16 protein-coding genes are annotated in these 18199 nt (G+C 44.0%); 12 read left to right on the top strand and 4 right to left on the bottom strand.

All coding sequences use genetic code 11. The features are described from left to right. Positions 1-5: 5 nt before the first annotated feature. Together OSCI_RS09245 and OSCI_RS09240 are read right to left on the bottom strand one after the other, a co-directional pair. Positions 6-2549, bottom strand: a complete 2544-nt coding sequence (locus OSCI_RS09245) for a CHAT domain-containing protein (protein WP_007354663.1) — start codon at positions 2547-2549, stop codon at positions 6-8. 653 nt (positions 2550-3202) lie between these two features. Further along, positions 3203-4591, bottom strand: a complete 1389-nt coding sequence (locus OSCI_RS09240) for an NB-ARC domain-containing protein (RefSeq protein WP_026103759.1) — start codon at positions 4589-4591, stop codon at positions 3203-3205. Positions 4592-4919: 328 nt separating this feature from the next. Between OSCI_RS09240 and OSCI_RS09235 the strand changes: the two genes are divergently transcribed. The 5 genes from OSCI_RS09235 to OSCI_RS09215 all read left to right on the top strand — a co-directional run bounded on the left by OSCI_RS09235 (position 4920) and on the right by OSCI_RS09215 (position 7438). After that, positions 4920-5552, top strand: coding sequence for a hypothetical protein (locus OSCI_RS09235; protein ID WP_007354661.1), 633 nt, complete (start codon positions 4920-4922; stop codon positions 5550-5552). 6 nt (positions 5553-5558) lie between these two features. Then, positions 5559-6053: a hypothetical protein gene (locus tag OSCI_RS09230; RefSeq protein ID WP_007354660.1), complete on the top strand. Its 495-nt coding sequence runs from the start codon at positions 5559-5561 to the stop codon at positions 6051-6053. A 288-nt stretch (positions 6054-6341) separates the two neighbouring features. Next, a complete protein-coding gene (locus tag OSCI_RS09225; protein ID WP_007354659.1) occupies positions 6342-6614 on the top strand; it encodes a hypothetical protein in 273 nt (90 codons plus the stop codon). A 435-nt stretch (positions 6615-7049) separates the two neighbouring features. Further along, positions 7050-7232 carry a DUF6888 family protein gene (locus OSCI_RS09220; protein WP_019487409.1) on the top strand — a complete coding sequence of 61 codons (183 nt, stop codon included), beginning with the start codon at positions 7050-7052 and terminating at the stop codon, positions 7230-7232. After that, positions 7229-7438 (top strand): DUF6887 family protein, encoded by a 210-nt coding sequence (locus tag OSCI_RS09215; protein ID WP_007354656.1) that lies wholly within the window; start codon positions 7229-7231, stop codon positions 7436-7438. Before OSCI_RS09220 ends, OSCI_RS09215 begins: the two co-directional genes overlap by 4 nt. A gap of 83 nt (positions 7439-7521) precedes the next feature. Here OSCI_RS09215 and OSCI_RS09210 read toward each other — a convergent pair whose 3' ends face one another. Next, the gene (locus OSCI_RS09210; protein ID WP_007354654.1) at positions 7522-7797 is read right to left on the bottom strand and encodes a hypothetical protein; all 276 of its coding nucleotides are present in this window, start codon (positions 7795-7797) and stop codon (positions 7522-7524) included. A 936-nt stretch (positions 7798-8733) separates the two neighbouring features. Here OSCI_RS09210 and OSCI_RS09205 point away from each other — a divergent pair. Together OSCI_RS09205 and OSCI_RS09200 are read left to right on the top strand one after the other, a co-directional pair. Beyond that, on the top strand, positions 8734-13227 hold the full coding sequence (locus tag OSCI_RS09205; protein ID WP_007354653.1) for a cadherin-like domain-containing protein: 4494 nt from the start codon (positions 8734-8736) through the stop codon (positions 13225-13227). A 194-nt stretch (positions 13228-13421) separates the two neighbouring features. Next, positions 13422-14258: an abortive infection family protein gene (locus OSCI_RS09200; RefSeq protein ID WP_007354652.1), complete on the top strand. Its 837-nt coding sequence runs from the start codon at positions 13422-13424 to the stop codon at positions 14256-14258. 94 nt (positions 14259-14352) lie between these two features. Here the strand turns inward: OSCI_RS09200 and OSCI_RS09195 are convergent, their stop codons facing one another. Next, positions 14353-15225, bottom strand: a complete 873-nt coding sequence (locus OSCI_RS09195; RefSeq protein WP_007354651.1) for a helix-turn-helix domain-containing protein — start codon at positions 15223-15225, stop codon at positions 14353-14355. A gap of 164 nt (positions 15226-15389) precedes the next feature. Between OSCI_RS09195 and OSCI_RS09190 the strand changes: the two genes are divergently transcribed. From OSCI_RS09190 to OSCI_RS09170, 5 genes are all read left to right on the top strand, one after another. After that, positions 15390-16052, top strand: coding sequence for an FMN-dependent NADH-azoreductase (locus tag OSCI_RS09190; protein WP_007354650.1), 663 nt, complete (start codon positions 15390-15392; stop codon positions 16050-16052). A 228-nt stretch (positions 16053-16280) separates the two neighbouring features. Then, positions 16281-16697 (top strand): MAPEG family protein, encoded by a 417-nt coding sequence (locus tag OSCI_RS09185; RefSeq protein ID WP_007354649.1) that lies wholly within the window; start codon positions 16281-16283, stop codon positions 16695-16697. Positions 16698-16728: 31 nt separating this feature from the next. Further along, positions 16729-17130 (top strand): VOC family protein, encoded by a 402-nt coding sequence (locus tag OSCI_RS09180; protein WP_007354648.1) that lies wholly within the window; start codon positions 16729-16731, stop codon positions 17128-17130. A 75-nt stretch (positions 17131-17205) separates the two neighbouring features. Continuing rightward, positions 17206-17604, top strand: coding sequence for a VOC family protein (locus OSCI_RS09175; RefSeq protein WP_007354647.1), 399 nt, complete (start codon positions 17206-17208; stop codon positions 17602-17604). Positions 17605-17795: 191 nt separating this feature from the next. Beyond that, a complete protein-coding gene (locus tag OSCI_RS09170; RefSeq protein ID WP_234708729.1) occupies positions 17796-18182 on the top strand; it encodes a DUF1772 domain-containing protein in 387 nt (128 codons plus the stop codon). Positions 18183-18199 lie beyond the last annotated feature (17 nt).

Raw genomic sequence — 18199 nt, 5'->3', positions numbered from 1 at the left:
ATTTTTTACATTTTTTGTAGGGATCGCCAATCCCCGATCGCCTTCTGTGGCCATAACCAGTTTTTGCTCAAAGAAGTAGGTTGAAAACTCTCCGCATCACTCGCTATCACCTGTTCCCGGAGTCTACTTGCTTCGTGCAACAAATCAGTCCGCTGCTGAGGCGACAATCCTCGATCGCGTGCCTGCTGCATCCTTACTAATCCTAATCCAGCATAAGCAGTTAGCGCTTCCTCACTTCTTGTCGAAGGTATCGCCGGGCCAGAAGCAACTGATTGCGGCCCTGTCCTGACAGTTGCTTCCACTAAATCCAGCACTTCCAACCAAACTTGATAAGCTTGATTTAAATTGCCTTCCACATATAAAGCAAAACCCAAAGCATTGCGATACTCCACCGACTCTGGCCGCGATTTCAGAGCACTTTCCCAGTAACGCCTAGCATCATCAACACTATATTTATTATTATTTTGGTCAGATTGAATCGATTGCCAAGCTAAGCGACCCCAGAGAAACTTAATTTCCGGGTTGTCCGGCGCTGTTTCCGAAGCCGCCGTGAGAGCAACTTCAGCGTGTTTTAGCGCTTGTCGCCGTTTAGGATCTAAGAGTTCTTCTACAGCTTGTTGTCCTTCAGAAAGCTTACCTTGATTAAACTTTTGGATTGCGATCGCTTGCACCTGAGAACTACTAGCTACTTTGAGATTAACAACCTCCGCGTTTGGGCCCACAGAGTCCGTAATTGGTGGTAATGCGATCGGCAACATTTCCCCAGGTTTGGGCCCTCGGTTTTGCCAAAACCACAAACCCAACACCATTGATGCCACAATACCCGTTGGAAATAAGCAATAAGCCCATGCTAAAGATTTTTTCTTGTGTTTTCCCGCTTTCACAGGGGATGGTTTTAAACGCGCCGATTTGCTAGGTAATTGCTCTGCCTGCGGATTGGGCTTTTGGCGAGAATTGGTATTAGCAGGTTGTGGGATTTGAGATGGAGAATTTCGCTTAAACGACGAAGGAACAGAAGAAGGACTTTGAGATTGAGCAATACTGTTACTATGCTCCTGTTTCTGTCTCCTCTGACTTAAAGCCTCCTCTCTTTGGGATTCATTATTAGCTAGCTGATGCCTGAAATTAGCAATTAAAGCTGAATTTTCAGCCTCATTGCCCCAATCATCTTCGTCATCAGCGAAATCCCCAAAGTCTGTCACCAAAGGACTTTCTATTTCCTCATCAGGCGCAAGTCCGTCGTATCCAGCCAGATTTTCCTCTGATTGCTGACCGTGACGGAGAGCAGGATAAGATGGCGGATAGCTCAAATTGCCTGTTAAAGTCGCATCTACTCCCTTCGCTTGAGCCCAAATCCCAGTTTGCGCCCCAGTCAGATAGCCGTCAAAATCTGAATGCAGATACAGAATCGGTAAGGCCCAGTACAACTGATGAGAACCGTAAGCAGAAATTAAACCCGCCCTTGCTCGGCTCAAACTCAGATCCACCGGATAACCTTGATTCAGGTTGCGGTAAAATAAGCGCGTCAGAGTTAAAGCTACTTCATCGGGAATGCGTTCGGCCATCGCTAACACCGCAGGAATGCCGCGCTTCACCAGCGCTTCTGCTAAATTGCGTTCTCCAGTGTCATCCCCATCAAAGCGATCGCCATAGGCACTTCGACAGGAATTGAACACGGCCATTTGAATGCCATTGTTAGCTAATAAACCTGCTAAATCATCGCCACTTAAGGTTTCAGTTAAACCTGTCCTGTCGCTGACCAAGTAAAGTTCGCCGCCTCTAGCTGCGAGATTGCTGTGACCGGCATAGTGTAGAACTTGATATTGTCCTTGTTCTAAGGCTTGAGTAAGCTGTTCGCGATCGGGTTGTTCTAGGATTGTTAATTGAATTTGCGGGGCATAAACATTATTTTCAAGAGTAGCCCGGTTTTGGAGTTCCTGTTGGAGGTGGAGGGCTTCTCTTTTGAGCTGTAAGCTGTCTTGGTCGTTGGGGGCCGCGATCGCCATTAATATTTTTAGAGGCTGCTGAGGCGCAAGTATTCGCCTCTGCTTGAGCAAACTGACACCCGGTTGATAGCGGGAAAAAATCACATCCGTACCAGTAGCCAAAGGGCGATCGGCAGCGTGCAAAACCTCCCAAGGCAAACGCGGCAAACGTCGGCCTTTGAGTCCCAAACGCAACTGCAACACCTCTCGGCGGTGTTGGGCGATCGCTTGGGCGCAAGTCCAGCTATCCCGGAGATTGCCTTGAAATAGCCCATTATAAAGCTGTTGACCGAGAGCCGTCAGATTCGGTCTAGGACTGGTTTTGAGAGATGGGGTGGCAATTTCTGGTTTTGCCTTCCTTTGTCCCTGTGCGATCGCAACTTTTCCCTCAAGCAAACCTAGCAAGGGGTCATTCATCAGTTGTTCGGCAAGGGTAAGCCACTCTGCTACTGGCCAAGTCACTAATTCTTCTGCCAATAGTACGCCAGGTGCAACCCTTTCCGTCCGCACGAGATATTCATCTTCCCCAACTGGGGTAACAGATAACAAAAATTCTTGGGTCACAGATTTAGTGCCCTCCCGATCGATTCTTTAATTGCCCCTGTGTTTATGGTCTGCATTAGCAATTGCTAAGCCTCTCTATGACTAATTATGACGAAGGAAGAAGGAAGAGAAATCTCCCCTTTACCTCAATAAGGTTGAGATCGGACAGTTGTGGAGGCTAAAGCCTGTGAAAAACAGATACTGCGATCGCTTCGTTCCTCGCAATGACAACCGCTAACTGAACCCTATTGCCTTTACCCTTTTCTCCTTCCCTTGCTATTTGACGCAGAAACCGGGTTTTTGGCCCCGCGTCTGCAAGTCGTAGCTAAATCAATAAAAGTTTCTTGATATAGTGGTGGGAGATAAGCGATCGTACCTATAAGTTGGTAATTTCTTAGACTTTCTGAGCTTTTCTAAGTGTTAAGTTCGCGATCGGGAAATTAGCACTCAGCAGTCACAACTCAAGACTAGAAACTTTTTTGCCTTTCTCTCACCGTTGCTGACATTTTGCACCCTTGCCAAACTTTGTCTCAAACTTTAGTCCTTAACTTCTAGGGTAAAGTCTCGTAAAGGAGATTTCCCACCGGATTTTTAGTCCTGTTTAAAGGAATTCAGGCATTAGGCCTGTATTTCAGGGTAATTCTGAAAATTTTTTAACTATTAATTGTTAACTGTTAACTGTTAACTGTTAACTGTTTGATATACTGCTTCAGTACAGGTGGCAAAGTATAAAGATTGTCTTGTTTTTCGATGAAGCAACGCCGCGATAGAGATTGCAGTGCATTTAGTAAATCAGATAATGATATTTGTCCTTGTTCTAGTAATTTTGCTAGGTTGACAGGATGGCTTTCCTTAGCTAATAAGTATAAAACTTGTTTTTCCAATTCGGATAAGCGATCGCACTGTTCCTGTAAAATATCTTTCAAATCTTCGGGTAACAATATAGCATCATCTGGTAATAACTCAGTCATGTATCCTCCCAACTCTTGAATTAGAGTCGCCACGCTTTTTAACCATAAAGGATTGCCTTCATAGCGCTGAATGAGTTCTGAGTAACTATCTATTTCTCCTAATCCATAATCTCTCAATATCTCCCGTCCGGCAGCGATATCTAAACCAGTGAGTTGTAGGGTACGAATAGAAGTAGTTTGGCTTTTAACTTGAGGGATTTCTCTGGGTTGTTCCCAACCTATTAGCAAAAAGCAGCTTTGATGGGATAATTTTTCTATTTGTTTTAAAAAGGAGCGATATTCTTCATGCTCTGGTTTATATTTTCCTGCTAATTCACCGCTACTGAAAAGATGGTGAACGTCATCTAAGACTATTAAAGTGCGGTACTTTTGTAAATACTTAATTAGGGGTAAGCGTTTCGGGTTAGTTGCAGGAGAATCTAGCTTTTCTGACTCGGAGAAAAGCTGGATTAGTTCGTGTTGAAATTCGTCGAGGGTGTGGGATGCGTCTATGGTGCGCCAAATTATGTAATCAAATTCATCTTTTATTTGTTGTACGAGTTGTACTGCTAGGGATGTTTTGCCGATGCCGCTGATACCAGTGAGGGCGATGAGGCGGCTGTGTTGTTGTACAATCCAGTTGGTGAGGGTTTGGAGTTCAGGAGTGCGATTGTAGAAAGTGCCTAATTCTGGCATCTCACTTAAATCTTGATGTGGAGTTTCAGGTTGTTTTGTATTAGATGTTTCTTGATTTGGTGGGTGTGAGTTTGGTGGTTCTGGTGGGTGTCTGGGTTGTTCACAGAAGTTAATGTTACCAACTCGGACATGATCTTGTACAACATTTGAAAATAGGGAGATTTGTAACCTCTCCATCGCTGAGCGAAAATTCTTTTTATTGATATCTTCTCCTAACTCTTCTGAGAGTAATTGCCATAGTTGTGAAGCTGCATTCCTAACACGACTTTCAGAACAGTCAAAGTCTTTGGCTACGTGCTTGTATGTATCGTGTTGTAGAGTTGCTTTCAGTACCGCCTCTTGTAAATCGTCAAGGTGTTGACCCGTTTTCTCAAAGACTATGCGATCGGCGAGGTTTAACATTTCCTTAAGATTCATCGGCTTAAGAGGCTGGGATGATTTTGTGTATTATGGCACAGTTTTAGACATTTTAGTATATTTTTAGATATTTTGGTATGTAACTAGATTTAAAGAGACTTAAGTTAGCGGAAATTTGGGTGGCAAAATAGGATGTTTTGGGACTAGACAAAGCTTTAATTTATACTGATTATGGTAGGAATATCAAAGGAAAAGTGTGGGGATAAAACGGTTGTTCTTTTATACATTACAATGGCGTGTTAGATCGCAAGTGCGGTCTAATTATTAGTTCTACTAGGAATTTTAATTGAACGAATAAGCCTATATTTATGATGAGATATTTTTCCTTATGAGCCTCGAAAATATATGGACTTGGGCAGATATAGTTCAACTTGCCGCAGGCTTTGTCTTGTTTATGATGGGTATCTGGATAGGCAAGAAACAGGAGAAGTCAGTTAATCTAACAAAAAATCTTACGGAAGAGATTAAATCTCTTCAAACTGGACTATCAGAATTGGAAATGTATGAAAAAATTGGCGTAATTGGATGGGGATTAAACCGAACTTCTCATGGAGAAAAGGATGCAGCGCCAGCACTACTTTATGATTGTTTGGCCGTATTGCCAATATTAGAGTTTTCTGGTGAACGTCTTGCCAATAATTATATTGATCTCCTGCGTAAATCTTTAGACTTATTAACCGAGTATTCACTTGGTAATAAACCAATGTCTGTTATTTTGATTGACTACTCATTAATAGAAATCAAAAACCTTGAGCGTAAGGGACGTAAAGAGCTGGCGGAGGAAATGATGAATGCTTTAGCAAGATACTTAGACAGTTTGAAATCTAAAAACAAACAAAGAATGACAGAAATTAGCGCTCATTTCTTATCGGAAGAGTCGGTGAAGCAGCTTTTGAGTTTAGAAGGAGGTGACACCTTGAAAATCATGAAATTGTTAAATAGTGTTGACAGAAAATGTTAAGTTATTATGGTTTCGACTGAAATTCCTTTTTTTATCTTTGAATCATTTTTTAATGGATCGATCAGAGTTCAACTTGATTGGAAGAGATTAAGAAATGAGCAAGTTAATGTTAGCTTGATGGTCTGCAATGAACTAGAAAATCCTTCAGATTGGTATTTACCATGGTATTTCAATGATATAGATGAGGAAGTAAGTTACTTAGTGGCCAATGCAAGTCCACTGACATTAGCTGATATTCCCAAGGCTATAAATCGTCTCAATAGTAAGCGTAGAGACCAAATTCAAGAGCTATTAAGTGGATTTATAAATACAACTAAACAACCAGTTCAAATTGTGATTGCAACATACGCATTGCCAGATGGCAAACACTTGATAATAGATGGCAACCATCGTTCCTCTGCTCTTATTATTGCTGGAGTTAAAGCTAGATTAATGGTTTTTGAGGTGTTGGGAAATCTTGACAAAGAATTACTTCCAGATTTATGTCACTGGAAAGACTAGAGTAGATGTTCTTGAACGTAGGATATAAACCAGGTTTCTCAGATAACTAAAACATCGCAGCCGAGATTTTATTCAGAAACCCGATTTCTCACCCCCACGCGCCTCGCCAAAACAAAGCGCGTAGGCGCAGCCAGGCGTAGGCATCGCCACTCTCCTGTAGTTTGGGTTGAGAGACGAAACCCAAAATTCACCTCCGAAACTCGTAGGGTAAGCAATATTCACTTTGTTTACCAATAAGGTATCATAAAGGAGTTCCTTAAACTCAGTGTAGCGAGCGAGAGTTAGACTATGCAAACAATTCTTTTAAGTCGCGAAGAAGTTGGAGAACGTGCAAAGAAATTGTACGAAAGCACCATCCGTCAACAAGTAGAGATCGACAAAAACATTGGCAAAATGGTCATCATCGACTTTGAATCAGGAGACTACGAAGTAGATGAAACTGGGTTAAAAGCAGCCCGCAAACTCAGCGCAAAACATCCAAATGCCAGTCTATTTGGTATCCGCATTGGATACAATGTAGCTGTATCATTCGGTGGAGTCATGGAGCGTGTCTATAAGTGATTTCCGGCATTGTAACTGATGGACACGCAACCGTCACATTGATATTTCTACTCTTCAACGGCTCAACTCTACCGATTGAATTTGTCGTCGATACCGGATTTACCGGACATCTTTGCTTGCCTTCAGAAACGGTTTCATTATTGAGGCTACCTTTTATATACGATTACTGGGAACTGCTTTGCTAAACGATCAAGAACTTGTGATTCAGTTCACCGAAGGCGGGTTGGTGACGATCGATGAGTTATATGCGTAGGCGTTGCCAGCGGCTGGCATCGCACCTTTCTTAAGAAACCGGGTTTCTCAGATAACTAAAACATCGCCGCCGAGATTTTATTCAGAAACCCGGTTTCTCACCCCCACGCGATCGCTTTTGAGCGCTGCCATCAATTGCGATCAACTATTGTTATACGTTATACTATTTATGGGAGTTTCAGCTTGCCAACACAGCAACAGCTAGTAACAGCAGCATTCCTCTGTCAATTGCTTTCTAATTTATACCAGCCCATCCAAGTTTTCCGTTACGATCGGAGGTTTAAAACAATCTATATGCAGGCGGGAATTAATGATGATATTGCTCTTGTAATTGATGAAGATGGGAGTTGGGAGTTTGTTCTATGATTCCAAATCTGTCAATAATGACAAATGCTGAGTTAAAACGATATATTTCTGAACATCGGAATGATAGTCAAGCCTTTGAAGCAGCAATGGAAGTCTTGATGAGTCGTCGGAATCCCGCCAATCGTCATCCCTATCCGTTTGAACTAGCAAATCCTGAGATTGAGGTTGAAGCTATTTTCAAAAGAAAGCTGAATCATGTTGAGTAAGGGATTAACTTTAGGAGTCAAAGGATCGACGATAAACTGCTTAATACAAATATTTGTATCCAGTACGCATCGTAGCGGAACAGTCATCTGTTGCGATCCTCTCGAATCAAAACAGTGCTATCTGTTAATCCAAAATCCCTTGGATTAACTCTAGGACGACTGCGAATCCTTTGTAGGATTGCTGACGTTAGTTGGCTTTCTTGCGCCCGATCTATCATCACTTTGTCGGACTCAAACGATCGCATTAATAGATGAATCACTGCCTCATTGAGAGTAAAATTTTTTTCAGAGGCAAGACATTGAATACGACTGTATAATTCATCGGGTAGATTTTGAATCTGAAGTGTAGCCATTGCCATTGATCGTAGTTAGGTTATTTATTATATCACAGTTTAACTCAAGCGTCAATGTTCAGAAACCGGGTTTCTCACTCCCATGCGATCGCACCTTTCTTACCCAAGAAACCGGGTTTCTTAGATAACTAAAGCATCTCATCCGAGATTTTGGAAAAGAAACCCGGTTTCTCACCCCCAGGCGCGATCGCGCAACCAGCCGCAGACATCGCCCCAAAAAAGCGCCTATTCTCTAATCCATCTTTAGGCTGATGACTTGTTGCTAATAATTAGTTACATATCGCTGATTTTTATAACCAGTTTAAATCTCTATAAACTGATGAGGTTGCGACTTGATTTCAGGACGATTTTTGATTGGTCGTAGGAGATGTTATATTTACGCTCCAAGGTGGGTATACTTTTATTTGATCGGCATAAACAGACTTATAAAGGGTGCAGTTAATAATCCTTAACTGAGTTTAAGCTCAATCTTTAAGGATGGTTAAAGTAAGTTAAATATAGCACAAGTTAAGGTACTCGATCGCCATATTGCTCTCAAGCTTGATGGTGTGTATTTTTTGGCGATCGCACATCACCAAGATAATTAAATCGTTAAGTATTTAGGAATGTCTATTCCTCAATACTTAATTAATAACAGTAAATATTGTTTTTCCTTTTGCAAGCGCAGACAGGAAAAAGTTTAGTTTACTACAGGATTTAGATGAATTAATTCTCATCTGAATCCTGCAAAATTATGGCGAAAATTGAAGGTGTAAACGCCCGAAGCTTTGCTGTGTCTGCTTAAAGCTATTGGTAAATATTAGCTGGAATGGGTAGTTTTCAAATCTTTAACTAAAATTACTTGCCCTTCAAAAAAAATCAGGCTTTAATAGAGATACCCTGCGGTTTTGACCTAAATTCGATTGCGTTCAACAATCTACTCTGTTTTCTGGAAAGACAACGATGGCAGACGAAATCTTAGAAGCCAATATTGTAGGAATACCTATTCCTGAAGAAGGTATAACTGCAATTCCAACGATTAATTCAATCAATGCAACCATTATTTCCAATCAGATCGGTTCTCCTGAAGAGGGGAATATCAAAGATGACGATGATGATGATGACGATGACGATGATGACATCATCAATGGTACTAATGACAACGACCTGATCGTAGGCGGTACCGGGGGCAAGACGTTATATGGCAACAAAGGTGAGGACACCTTGCAAGGGGGAACAGGCGGTAATGTCCTCTACGGTGGCAAAGATAATGACACCTGCATCGGCGGCGAGGGTAACGATGTTGCCAGTGGTGACGATGGCGATGACGTAGCGATGGGTAACGGCGGTGACGATCGCGTTACTGGCGATCTAGGCGATGACACCGCTTTTGGTGGCAAAGGCAAGGATCGCTGTGAAGGTGGCGATGGTACTGACTGGGTACATGGCAACCAAGATGATGACGACGTTAGCGGCGGTGATGGTAGCGATTCCCTCTACGGTGGCAAAGGTAACGACATCTGTGATGGCGACGATGGCAACGATACCATTAGTGGCGATCGCGGCAACGATACCTGTAGCGGTGGCGCAGGCAATGACAGCATCTCTGGCGGTGGGGGTAACGACAGCATCGTTGGCGAACAAGGTAGCGATACCTGTATCGGCGGTGATGGCAACGATGTAGCTGACGGCGGCGATGACAACGACAGCATTGTTGGTGGCGGCGGCGATGACACTCTCATGGGTGGCGATGGCAACGATGCCTGTAGCGGCAATGAGGGTGACGACAGCATTAGCGGCGACGCAGGAGATGATTCTCTTCTGGGTGGCGACGGCAACGATGTTTGTGAAGGTGGCGCTGGCGATGATAGCCTCGTCGGTGATAGCGGCAAAGATACCCTTGTCGGCGGTACAGGCAACGACGCTTGTGATGGCGGGACTGGTAGCGATAGTATTGTCGGCGGCGACGGCAACGATACTTGTTTGGGAGATGATGGCGATGATACTATCTTGGGTGGAGGTGGAGACGACTCCCTTAATGGTGGTGCAGGTAACGATGCGATCGCAGCCGGTCAAGGCAATAACAGCTTAGAAGGTGGCGCTGGCGATGACAGTCTAGAAGGTGGCGACGGCGACAACAGCCTTTCTGGAGGAGAAGGTAACGATACCTTAACTGGCGGTACAGGCAACCATACCTGTGTTGGCGGCGCGGGTAACGATGTCTTTATCATCAAAAACGTTACCAGCGGCGGCAAATCAACGATCGCAGACTATACAGATAACAGCGATAAATTCCTACTCGCAGGGGATTTCAGCTTCAGCAGCTTATCCATCGTCCAAGTTGGTGTTAATACCGAGATTCGTGGTAGCAGTAACTTTGTACTGGCAGTACTTTTGAACGTCAGCGCCACGGTACTCGAAGCCAGCGACTTCTTCCAGAGTGGAAATAGTACCACATCACCTGTGGGGACAACGAACACGCCTCCCGTATTGGAAGCCAACAAAGAATTAGCGATCGCAGCCGGTGGCTTCCAAACCATCACATTTGAATCTCTGCGATTCTTTGATTCTGAGGATGGCGTTAGCGGTATCACTTACAAAATTACGCAACTACCAACTGCTGCCCAAGGCCAGCTATTCTATAACGGCCAAGCGATTACCTCCACCGACTTCACCTTTACCCAACTCGATATCAACCTCCGCCTGCTGACATTCCAAGCTGCGGCTGGATTTACTGGTGATGCCAGCTTCAGCTTTGACGTGAGTGATGGCAAAACCACCATCAGCGGCCAACGGTTAAAGATTTCAGTCGTAAATACGATCTTTAATTTTGTCGGCAATACAACTCCGCAAGTAATTACCGGTTCCCCGCTAGGCGATGATATCCAAGCTGGCGATGGCGGCGATGACATTAAAGGCGGCTTGGGTAAAGACAAAATCAAAGGCGGTACAGGTGACGACAAAATCGAAGGCGGTGACGATGATGACGACATCGAAGGCAGCGAAGGTAAAAATACCCTAACTGGAGGTGCCGGTCGCGATCGCTTCATCTATCGCAAAGCCCGTCAAGGCGTAAATGCGATCGCAGATGCAGATTTGATTACCGATTTCAATGCCAGCGAAGATTTTCTCGAATTTTCTGCCGCTGCTTTCGGCAATATCAGCATCTCCAGTTTCACTAAACTGACGATTACTTCTAGCTTCTCAGGCATCATCGGCAGTTCTAACTTTCTAGACTTCAGCGACGATACCAGCGTCACCGACATTGCCTCCTTGCAAGCCCGATTTGCGGCCCTTGGCGGCAATAGCGGCCCCGTCTTCTGCCAATTTACCGATGCTACTACAGGCCGCAGCGTCTTAGTGTTCTCAATTGGCACTCGCTTTGAGATTGTTGCCCAATTCTCAGCCCGCATTACTCTCAGCATCAGCAACTTTGTCTTTAGCGGGCCATCAGTTACGGTTCCTCTGGGCACTGCTGGCGCTGATATTGTCAACCTGGGTACATTTCCCGCCCCCGTTAAATACGACGGTTTGGGAGGAAATGACAGCATCATCGGTAGCGACTTTGACGACGAAATTGACGGCGGCGACGGCGATGATTACATCAATGGCGGCAAAGGCAAGGATAAAATCAAAGGCGGTTTGGGTAACGACCAAATCCTGGGTAGCGAGGCCGATGATTCCCTTTATGGCGATGACGGCGACGATACCATCATCGGTGGTATTGGCCGAGACTGGCTGACAGGTGGCACTGGTGCCGATGTTTTCTCTTACATTACTACCAAAGAAGGCGGCGATAAGATTGTTGGCTTTACTTCTGGAACCGATAAATTCCAGTTCGTTTCTGCGGCCTTCGGCAATCTTAATAGCTCAAACTTTGACTTAGTAAATATTACCAGCCAGACTACTGATATTACAGGGAAAGAGCTGTTAATTTTCTCCGGTACTTACGCTAGTTTAGCCTCATTACAGACTCAATTTGCAGCATTGCCAGGGGCAGGTACTTCTCCTGTTTTCTCCTTCTTCCAAAATGCTGCGGGTGAAGGCGTGTTAGTCTTCGATGTCGATGGTACTGGTTCCGCTTCTGCCGTAGAAATTGCTAACTTGGGTACTGGCGTTACCGGTTTGGGTACGGCAGATTTCTTATTCAACGGTACGGTTCCAACTCCGACTGTGGTTTCTACCACCAGCATTGTCAATCTCACCGCAGCAGGTAATACCTATCCTACTGGGAACCTTGATTTCAGCAATAATGTCGGCGGTTACGGCTTTACTGGCCCCCTGTTATTCATTGGCGATGCCAATGCTAACAATGTTACAGGTACGGCCTTTGCTGATTTTATGACTGGCGCAGGTGGTGCAGATTTCTTCACTGGTGGGTTAGGTGGAGATATTCTGACTGGCGGTGAAGGTGCGGATATCTTCGGTTACAAACTTCCCACTGAAGGCGGAGATACAATTACCGACTTTATCGCTGGGGTTGACAAATTCCAGTTTGTAGGTGCAGCTTTCGGCAATTTGACGACAGCTAACTTTGATGCTGTCAGCGGTGTTTCCCCTGATATCGCTGATAAAGAATTAGTCATCTTTACTGGCGGTACTTACGCCAAATTCGAGGACGCGCAAGCGAAGGCAATCGGGGTTTCCACAAGTCCTGGTTTCTTTGCTTTCACTAATGCTGCCAATGAGACACTGTTAGTATTTGACTCCAATGGTACGACTACTGGTGGTTTCACCACTGTTGCCACTCTCAAGAATGGCCCTGTGAATTTGGGGAGTGCGGATTTTGTCTTCAGTGGTACGATCGCACCTACTACTGCTACTACTACGACTCTGAGCAGTATTGCCGATCTCACAGCCGCAGGCAATACCTACCCAACTGCAATTAACGACTTTAGCACCGGCGTTGGTGGTTACGGCTTTAGCGGGCCCGTACTATTTACTGGCAACGCTAGCAATAACAGCGTACTTGGTACTGCTTTCAATGACACTATCTTCGGTGGTGAAGGCGATGACAGTATGTCTGGAGGTAACGGTTCTGATTCCCTCTCTGGCGGTATTGGCAATGATACCCTAATTGGCGGTTTCGGGACGGACGCGCTAGATGGTGGTGTCGGCAATGATGTCTTTGTTTTCAATGGCACTGATGCTGCTGGCAGTGATTTTATTACCAATTACGGCACTGCTGACGATCTAATTCGCCTTGATAGCGTTGGTTTTAGTGGCTTTGGGACAGGGCCTCTTGGTTCTGGTTTCTACGTCTACAACAGCACAGGTTCAACTGTAGCTCAGATTGAGACTACTCTCACAAGTCCGGCGATCGTTGCGATCTATGATGGCACGGTTTCTAAACTTTACTATGACTCTAACGGTTCTACTGTTGGTGGTAATAGTTTGTTCGCTACTGTGGACGCAAACTTCGGCGTTTCTGGTAACTCGCAACTCTTCCTGTTTTAGAGGAAGTTAGCGATCGAGTGGCGATCGCGAAGTAGTTGCTATAAAGTAGGGTGAGCGTTTCTTACCCTACTTTATTTTTTGGTATGGCAGAAGGGAATAGTTTTAGCAATTAAGAACGTATATTTCTTCTAATGTAGCGATCGCAATCCATTGCTACTCTGTTATTGTCCGTTCAAACAGGTTGAGGTGTGAAGATGAAGATATCAGAAAAAACAATATCGGCTCTCGGAGCTATTATAACGGGTGATGGAGGGCTTTCACCCTATCGTTCTGGCCCACAACTCGTTTCGTTTTTTAATGAATTTGGTTTAAAGGATATATACGGTAGTGGTTTTCCTTCTCGTTGGTCTTACGCCGAAGAGAAGTTGCGTGATTTCAATGATACGCCAACCATGAAAGATATAGTAATTGCCACCTTTGATCCTCGTCATTTTCTTGGAACGAAATACAGTATTAATGCTGCGGTCGAACACCTCAACCAATTTATTGAATTTGATAACTATCAATTACTACCTGCGGGTAAGAAATGGGAACTTTACAAGCTAGGTGGTTCTCAAATTGATTTATCACATCCCTACAATAATTCGGTTGAACTCACACACATCTTTATTTACGAGCAAATTAAAAAATGTGACAGGAAACTTGCTGAAGGCGACTTTGATGGAGCAATAACTAATGCACGATCTCTCGTTGAGGCAGTTTTATCTGCAATTGAAAAAGAGTTTGATAGTAATCCACCAAAATACGATGGGAACCTTCCGAAGCTTTATAAGAGGGTTCAAAAACATTTGAATCTTTCTCCAGATCAGGAAAGTCTTGCAGAATATTTACGGCAAATCCTCTCAGGGCTATCAAGCATAATTCATGGCTTGGCTACTTTGCGAAATGAGATGAGTGATGCTCATGTCATTTTGTATAAACCATTAGAGCATCATGCAAGGTTAGCAGTTAATTCGGCTAAAACACTTTGTGATTTTCTATTTGAAACGAAAGAGTATCAAATCCAGAAGAAGAAAAACAGTGCCACTTAACATTTTAGCAGCAGACGATCTAAAGCCATTGGTGCGGTTGTTAAGGTTATCTGCCGCATTATAATGCCTACCATACAAAAGCCGGGTTATCTAACTAATTCATTCTGTATGCTTTCGGTGTCATACCTGTAAATTGCCGAAACTGTTTGCTCAAATGACTGTGACTATTGAACCCACATAAAAAAGCAATTTCCATAATCGATCGATCTGTTTGTTTCAACAATTGCTTTGCCCGTTCTACTCGTTGCTGAAGCAGATATTGATAAGGAGCTATCCCGATTGATTGCTTAAACTGATGGCTGAAATGAAATTGACTCATCCCCAATAATTCGGCTAAATCTGCCAGCTTAATATCTTGATTCAAATGTTCATTGATGTATTCCAAAATTTGCAAAACTTGACGTTCAGGTAAGCCACCCTCATAAATTGAAAGCTGAGATTTGACCGCAGAATATTGTCTCAGCAGATGTATTGCTAATACATTTGCCAGTGATTCAATATAAAGTCTTCCGCCTAAATTTTCTTGTTTTAGTTCAGCAAAAAGTAGCATTCCCATTGCCTCAATTTGAGGGTCGCGCGTGCGAAATTCTGGGAGTAATTCAAGTCGATCGGGATTCATCGCTAGAGATTCTCTAGCAACGCTTTGAATAAAACGAGACGCAATCCGAATCTCCAAGTAGCGATCGTCACCATCCCAACGTGCAAAAAATGGTGTCTTGGCAGGTGTTATGGAAATATCGCCTTTCCCACATAGTCCCGCATGGGTTCTTCCTCCCTTGATTTGCAGCAAGCGAACAGGACGAGGTGCAAGAGACAGACAAATTGTGTGTTCATCGCTGTAATGAGTGCTTCCCTCTCCTGGCGGATGCTGAAATTCCTCGACTATAATATTTTCCCAACCCTGCTTTTGACTAGACAAGATAGGAAAGCAGGTTGTTTGAGTTTCATCACCCCTTGGCATCTCCATGACACAAAACTAAATCGCGATTATCTGATTGTATTCACTTAAGGATAACACTCACCGATCGCCCAGAAAATTGACCGCACGATTGTGATAGTAGCGCAAGAATTAGATAGCTAAATATGGGTGAGTTTCTCCTAAACTGGAATAGTGTTCTACTAGGAAAAATTATGGCACGCTTGTTACACATTGATTCTAGTCCGCGCGGTGAGCGATCGCACTCTCGCAGGCTTACACGAGAATTTGTTGAAGCTTGGAAACAAACTCATCCTAACGATCTTGTCACCTATCGAGATATCGGTCGCAATCCCGTTCCCCATGTGGATGAAATGTGGATTGCAGGGGCCTATACACCCCCAGAGGAGCGCACCCCTCAACTTCAGGAAGGGATTCGGATTAGCGATGAACTTATAGATGAATTCTTAGCTGCCGATTTCTATGTCATGGGCATTCCCATGTACAATTTTAGCGTTCCCAGTACCTTCAAGGCATATATTGACCAGATTGTACGTCCCGGACGAACCTTTGCTTTTGCGCCAGAAAAGTCTACAAATCCTTACAAACCTCTCGTACTGGGTAAGAAAATGTTGATCGTTACGGCGCGAGGTGCTTCTGGCTTTCAACCTGGCCAGCGCAATGAGAAGATGAATCATCAAGACCCGTATTTAAGAACTGTTTTTGGATTTATTGGCATCACCGATATCAGCTTTATCCATTTTGAAAATGACGAGTCTGATGGCAAAAATTTCGCTGAATTGATCGCATCTGCTCGTACTCAAGTGGCTCAATTAGTGGGAAGTTACAGCAGATTGCAGGCAAGTGAAGTACGGTAAAATAAGTAGGGGGAATTGCCAAAAAGATTTAAAATTGTCAGAAAAAAATGATGTTCGGCAATTCCCACCAAGACATTACCTATCAATGCAAAATCTGTTGTAAAATGATACAACAACATCAGATAGCTCAAGAATATTGCTAGCCTGTTTACGTTACAGTAATAGTATTGATTTTTTGGTTGTTTGTAAGTTGTTAAAAGTTAAGTACTTTGAAAGTTAATTAAGTCTATGAATGCACCCATACCTACTATCGATATGACCTTCCCTCTCTGGGGTTTAGCAATTTTCATCGTGTGGACGATTACTGTCGTTGCTCTTCTGCTTACGGTCAGGATTCGCCATTTATCCGCTGGTGGCTCTCCCAAAGAGTTCGGAATACAAAATGATGAAAGCTTGCTTTGGCGACTATTTCGGGTACAGTCCAACTTAGTAGAAAACCTCCCTTTATATATAGGTGTTGTCTTTCTGCTCACGGTTCGCGGCGTATCGGGAACAGTGGTAGATTTGCTGGTTGTTGTGTACATGATATTTCGGATTGTGCATTCCCTGATTCATATAGCTGGACTTAATCCGATTTTTCGGGTCTTAAGCTTAGTTATTCAGTTAGTTTGTTTGGTTACTTTGACTGCTTTGGCAATCTTTTAGTTAAGAAAATCAACCTTAAAAAGGAGAAAATATGACTACTAAAATTTTCGTGAATCTACCCGTCAAAAATCTCAATAAGTCTGTGGATTTCTTTACTAGCCTCGGCTTTCAGTTTAATCCCCTATTTACTGACGAGACGGCGACTTGCATGATTGTGGGCGAGGATATATTCGTGATGTTATTGACTGAAGACAAGTTCAAGACCTTCACGCCGAAAGAAATTTGTGATGCAACAAAAAACACAGAAGTGCTTGTATGTTTGTCTACCGAGAGCCGAGAAAAAGTTGATGAAATGGTTCGCAAGGCAGTCGCCGCTGGCGGAACAACATACACTGAACCGCAAGATCATGGTTTTATGTATGGACATGGATTTCAAGATTTAGATGGTCACATTTGGGAAATTATGTACATGGAGCCAGATACAATAAATTAGAAGTAATAGTTTCGACAAAAATGGTTTAGATCGTTAACAATCTTTACCATCCGTTGTCCTAATAAAGGAGTCATAATGCAGATTACTGCTTCAGCTATTTCACTCAATGTTGATGATGTTACGGCATCGGCTACGTTCGTCAAGCAACACTTTGGCTTTAGCGAAGATATGTCAGCCGACGGTTTCGTTTCCCTCTCCAGAAAGGACGCTGGTTTTAACCTTATTTTCCTTCGGACTGGACTGGAAAGCTTCAAACCTACGCAGATGCGCGGACATCGAGCAGATGGTCTGTTAGTTGTGTTCGTGGTGGATGATATTGATGGTGAATACGTGCGATTACAAGCAGAAGGCGTGGCGATCGCAACACCAATCGAGACAGAACCTTGGGGAGAGAGATTCTTTCAGGTTGCCGATCCAAACGGTGTCATTATTCAACTCGTCCAGTGGATTTCTGAAGTAAACCCGCAGCTATAAGCTGACTTCAGCCATAGGAAGAGACAATGCAATTCAATGAAGTTACTAAGGGCGAGTGAAGGGGTGTTTGACAGTAATTTATAGGAGGTTTTATGGCGATTACTAATCCCTCGCTTTTTGCATTGAAGCTTGTCTCGGCAATAGGCTGCGGGCTGATGGCTGGAGTCTTTTTCGCCTTCTCAACTTTCGTGATGAGTGCCCTTGCCCGACTTCAACCAGCACAGGGTATTAGCGCCATGCAAGCTATCAATATCACGGCGATTAATCCGTTGTTTATGACGGCGCTATTCGGAACGGCTGCGGCTTGCATCTTTCTGGCTATTTCGTCACTGTTAAAATGGCATCAATCCGCTGCTTACTTGCTCGTTGGTAGCCTGCTCTATCTCGTTGGTACAGTAGGCGTGACGATCGCCTTCAATGTACCGCTAAATGATGCGCTGGCGATTGTCACGCCGGACAGCACTGAGGGCGCGAATCTATGGGCTAGATACCTTACCGACTGGACATTCTGGAACCACGTTAGGACAATCGCCGCCCTTGCAGCATCGGCATTGCTGACGATCGCGCTCTGTGTATAGCTAGGGGCGTAGGGGGT

It is taken from the genome of Kamptonema sp. PCC 6506 (assembly GCF_000180455.1).
GTDB classification, from domain to species: domain Bacteria; phylum Cyanobacteriota; class Cyanobacteriia; order Cyanobacteriales; family Microcoleaceae; genus Kamptonema; species Kamptonema formosum.
This window is presented reverse-complemented; position numbering and strand designations above follow the sequence as displayed.

What these genes read in the sequence shown, in the direction of transcription:
- OSCI_RS09240 (WP_026103759.1), bottom strand. Translation starts at nt 4,591, where the DNA reads ATGAATCTTAAGGAAATGTTAAACCTCGCCGATCGCATAGTCTTTGAG.
- OSCI_RS09235 (WP_007354661.1), top strand. Translation starts at nt 4,920, where the DNA reads ATGAGCCTCGAAAATATATGGACTTGGGCAGATATAGTTCAACTTGCC.
- OSCI_RS09230 (WP_007354660.1), top strand. Translation starts at nt 5,559, where the DNA reads ATGGTTTCGACTGAAATTCCTTTTTTTATCTTTGAATCATTTTTTAAT.
- OSCI_RS09225 (WP_007354659.1), top strand. Translation starts at nt 6,342, where the DNA reads ATGCAAACAATTCTTTTAAGTCGCGAAGAAGTTGGAGAACGTGCAAAG.
- OSCI_RS09215 (WP_007354656.1), top strand. Translation starts at nt 7,229, where the DNA reads ATGATTCCAAATCTGTCAATAATGACAAATGCTGAGTTAAAACGATAT.
- OSCI_RS09210 (WP_007354654.1), bottom strand. Translation starts at nt 7,797, where the DNA reads ATGGCAATGGCTACACTTCAGATTCAAAATCTACCCGATGAATTATAC.
- OSCI_RS09205 (WP_007354653.1), top strand. Translation starts at nt 8,734, where the DNA reads ATGGCAGACGAAATCTTAGAAGCCAATATTGTAGGAATACCTATTCCT.
- OSCI_RS09200 (WP_007354652.1), top strand. Translation starts at nt 13,422, where the DNA reads ATGAAGATATCAGAAAAAACAATATCGGCTCTCGGAGCTATTATAACG.
- OSCI_RS09195 (WP_007354651.1), bottom strand. Translation starts at nt 15,225, where the DNA reads ATGGAGATGCCAAGGGGTGATGAAACTCAAACAACCTGCTTTCCTATC.
- OSCI_RS09190 (WP_007354650.1), top strand. Translation starts at nt 15,390, where the DNA reads ATGGCACGCTTGTTACACATTGATTCTAGTCCGCGCGGTGAGCGATCG.
- OSCI_RS09185 (WP_007354649.1), top strand. Translation starts at nt 16,281, where the DNA reads ATGAATGCACCCATACCTACTATCGATATGACCTTCCCTCTCTGGGGT.
- OSCI_RS09180 (WP_007354648.1), top strand. Translation starts at nt 16,729, where the DNA reads ATGACTACTAAAATTTTCGTGAATCTACCCGTCAAAAATCTCAATAAG.
- OSCI_RS09175 (WP_007354647.1), top strand. Translation starts at nt 17,206, where the DNA reads ATGCAGATTACTGCTTCAGCTATTTCACTCAATGTTGATGATGTTACG.
- OSCI_RS09170 (WP_234708729.1), top strand. Translation starts at nt 17,796, where the DNA reads ATGAGTGCCCTTGCCCGACTTCAACCAGCACAGGGTATTAGCGCCATG.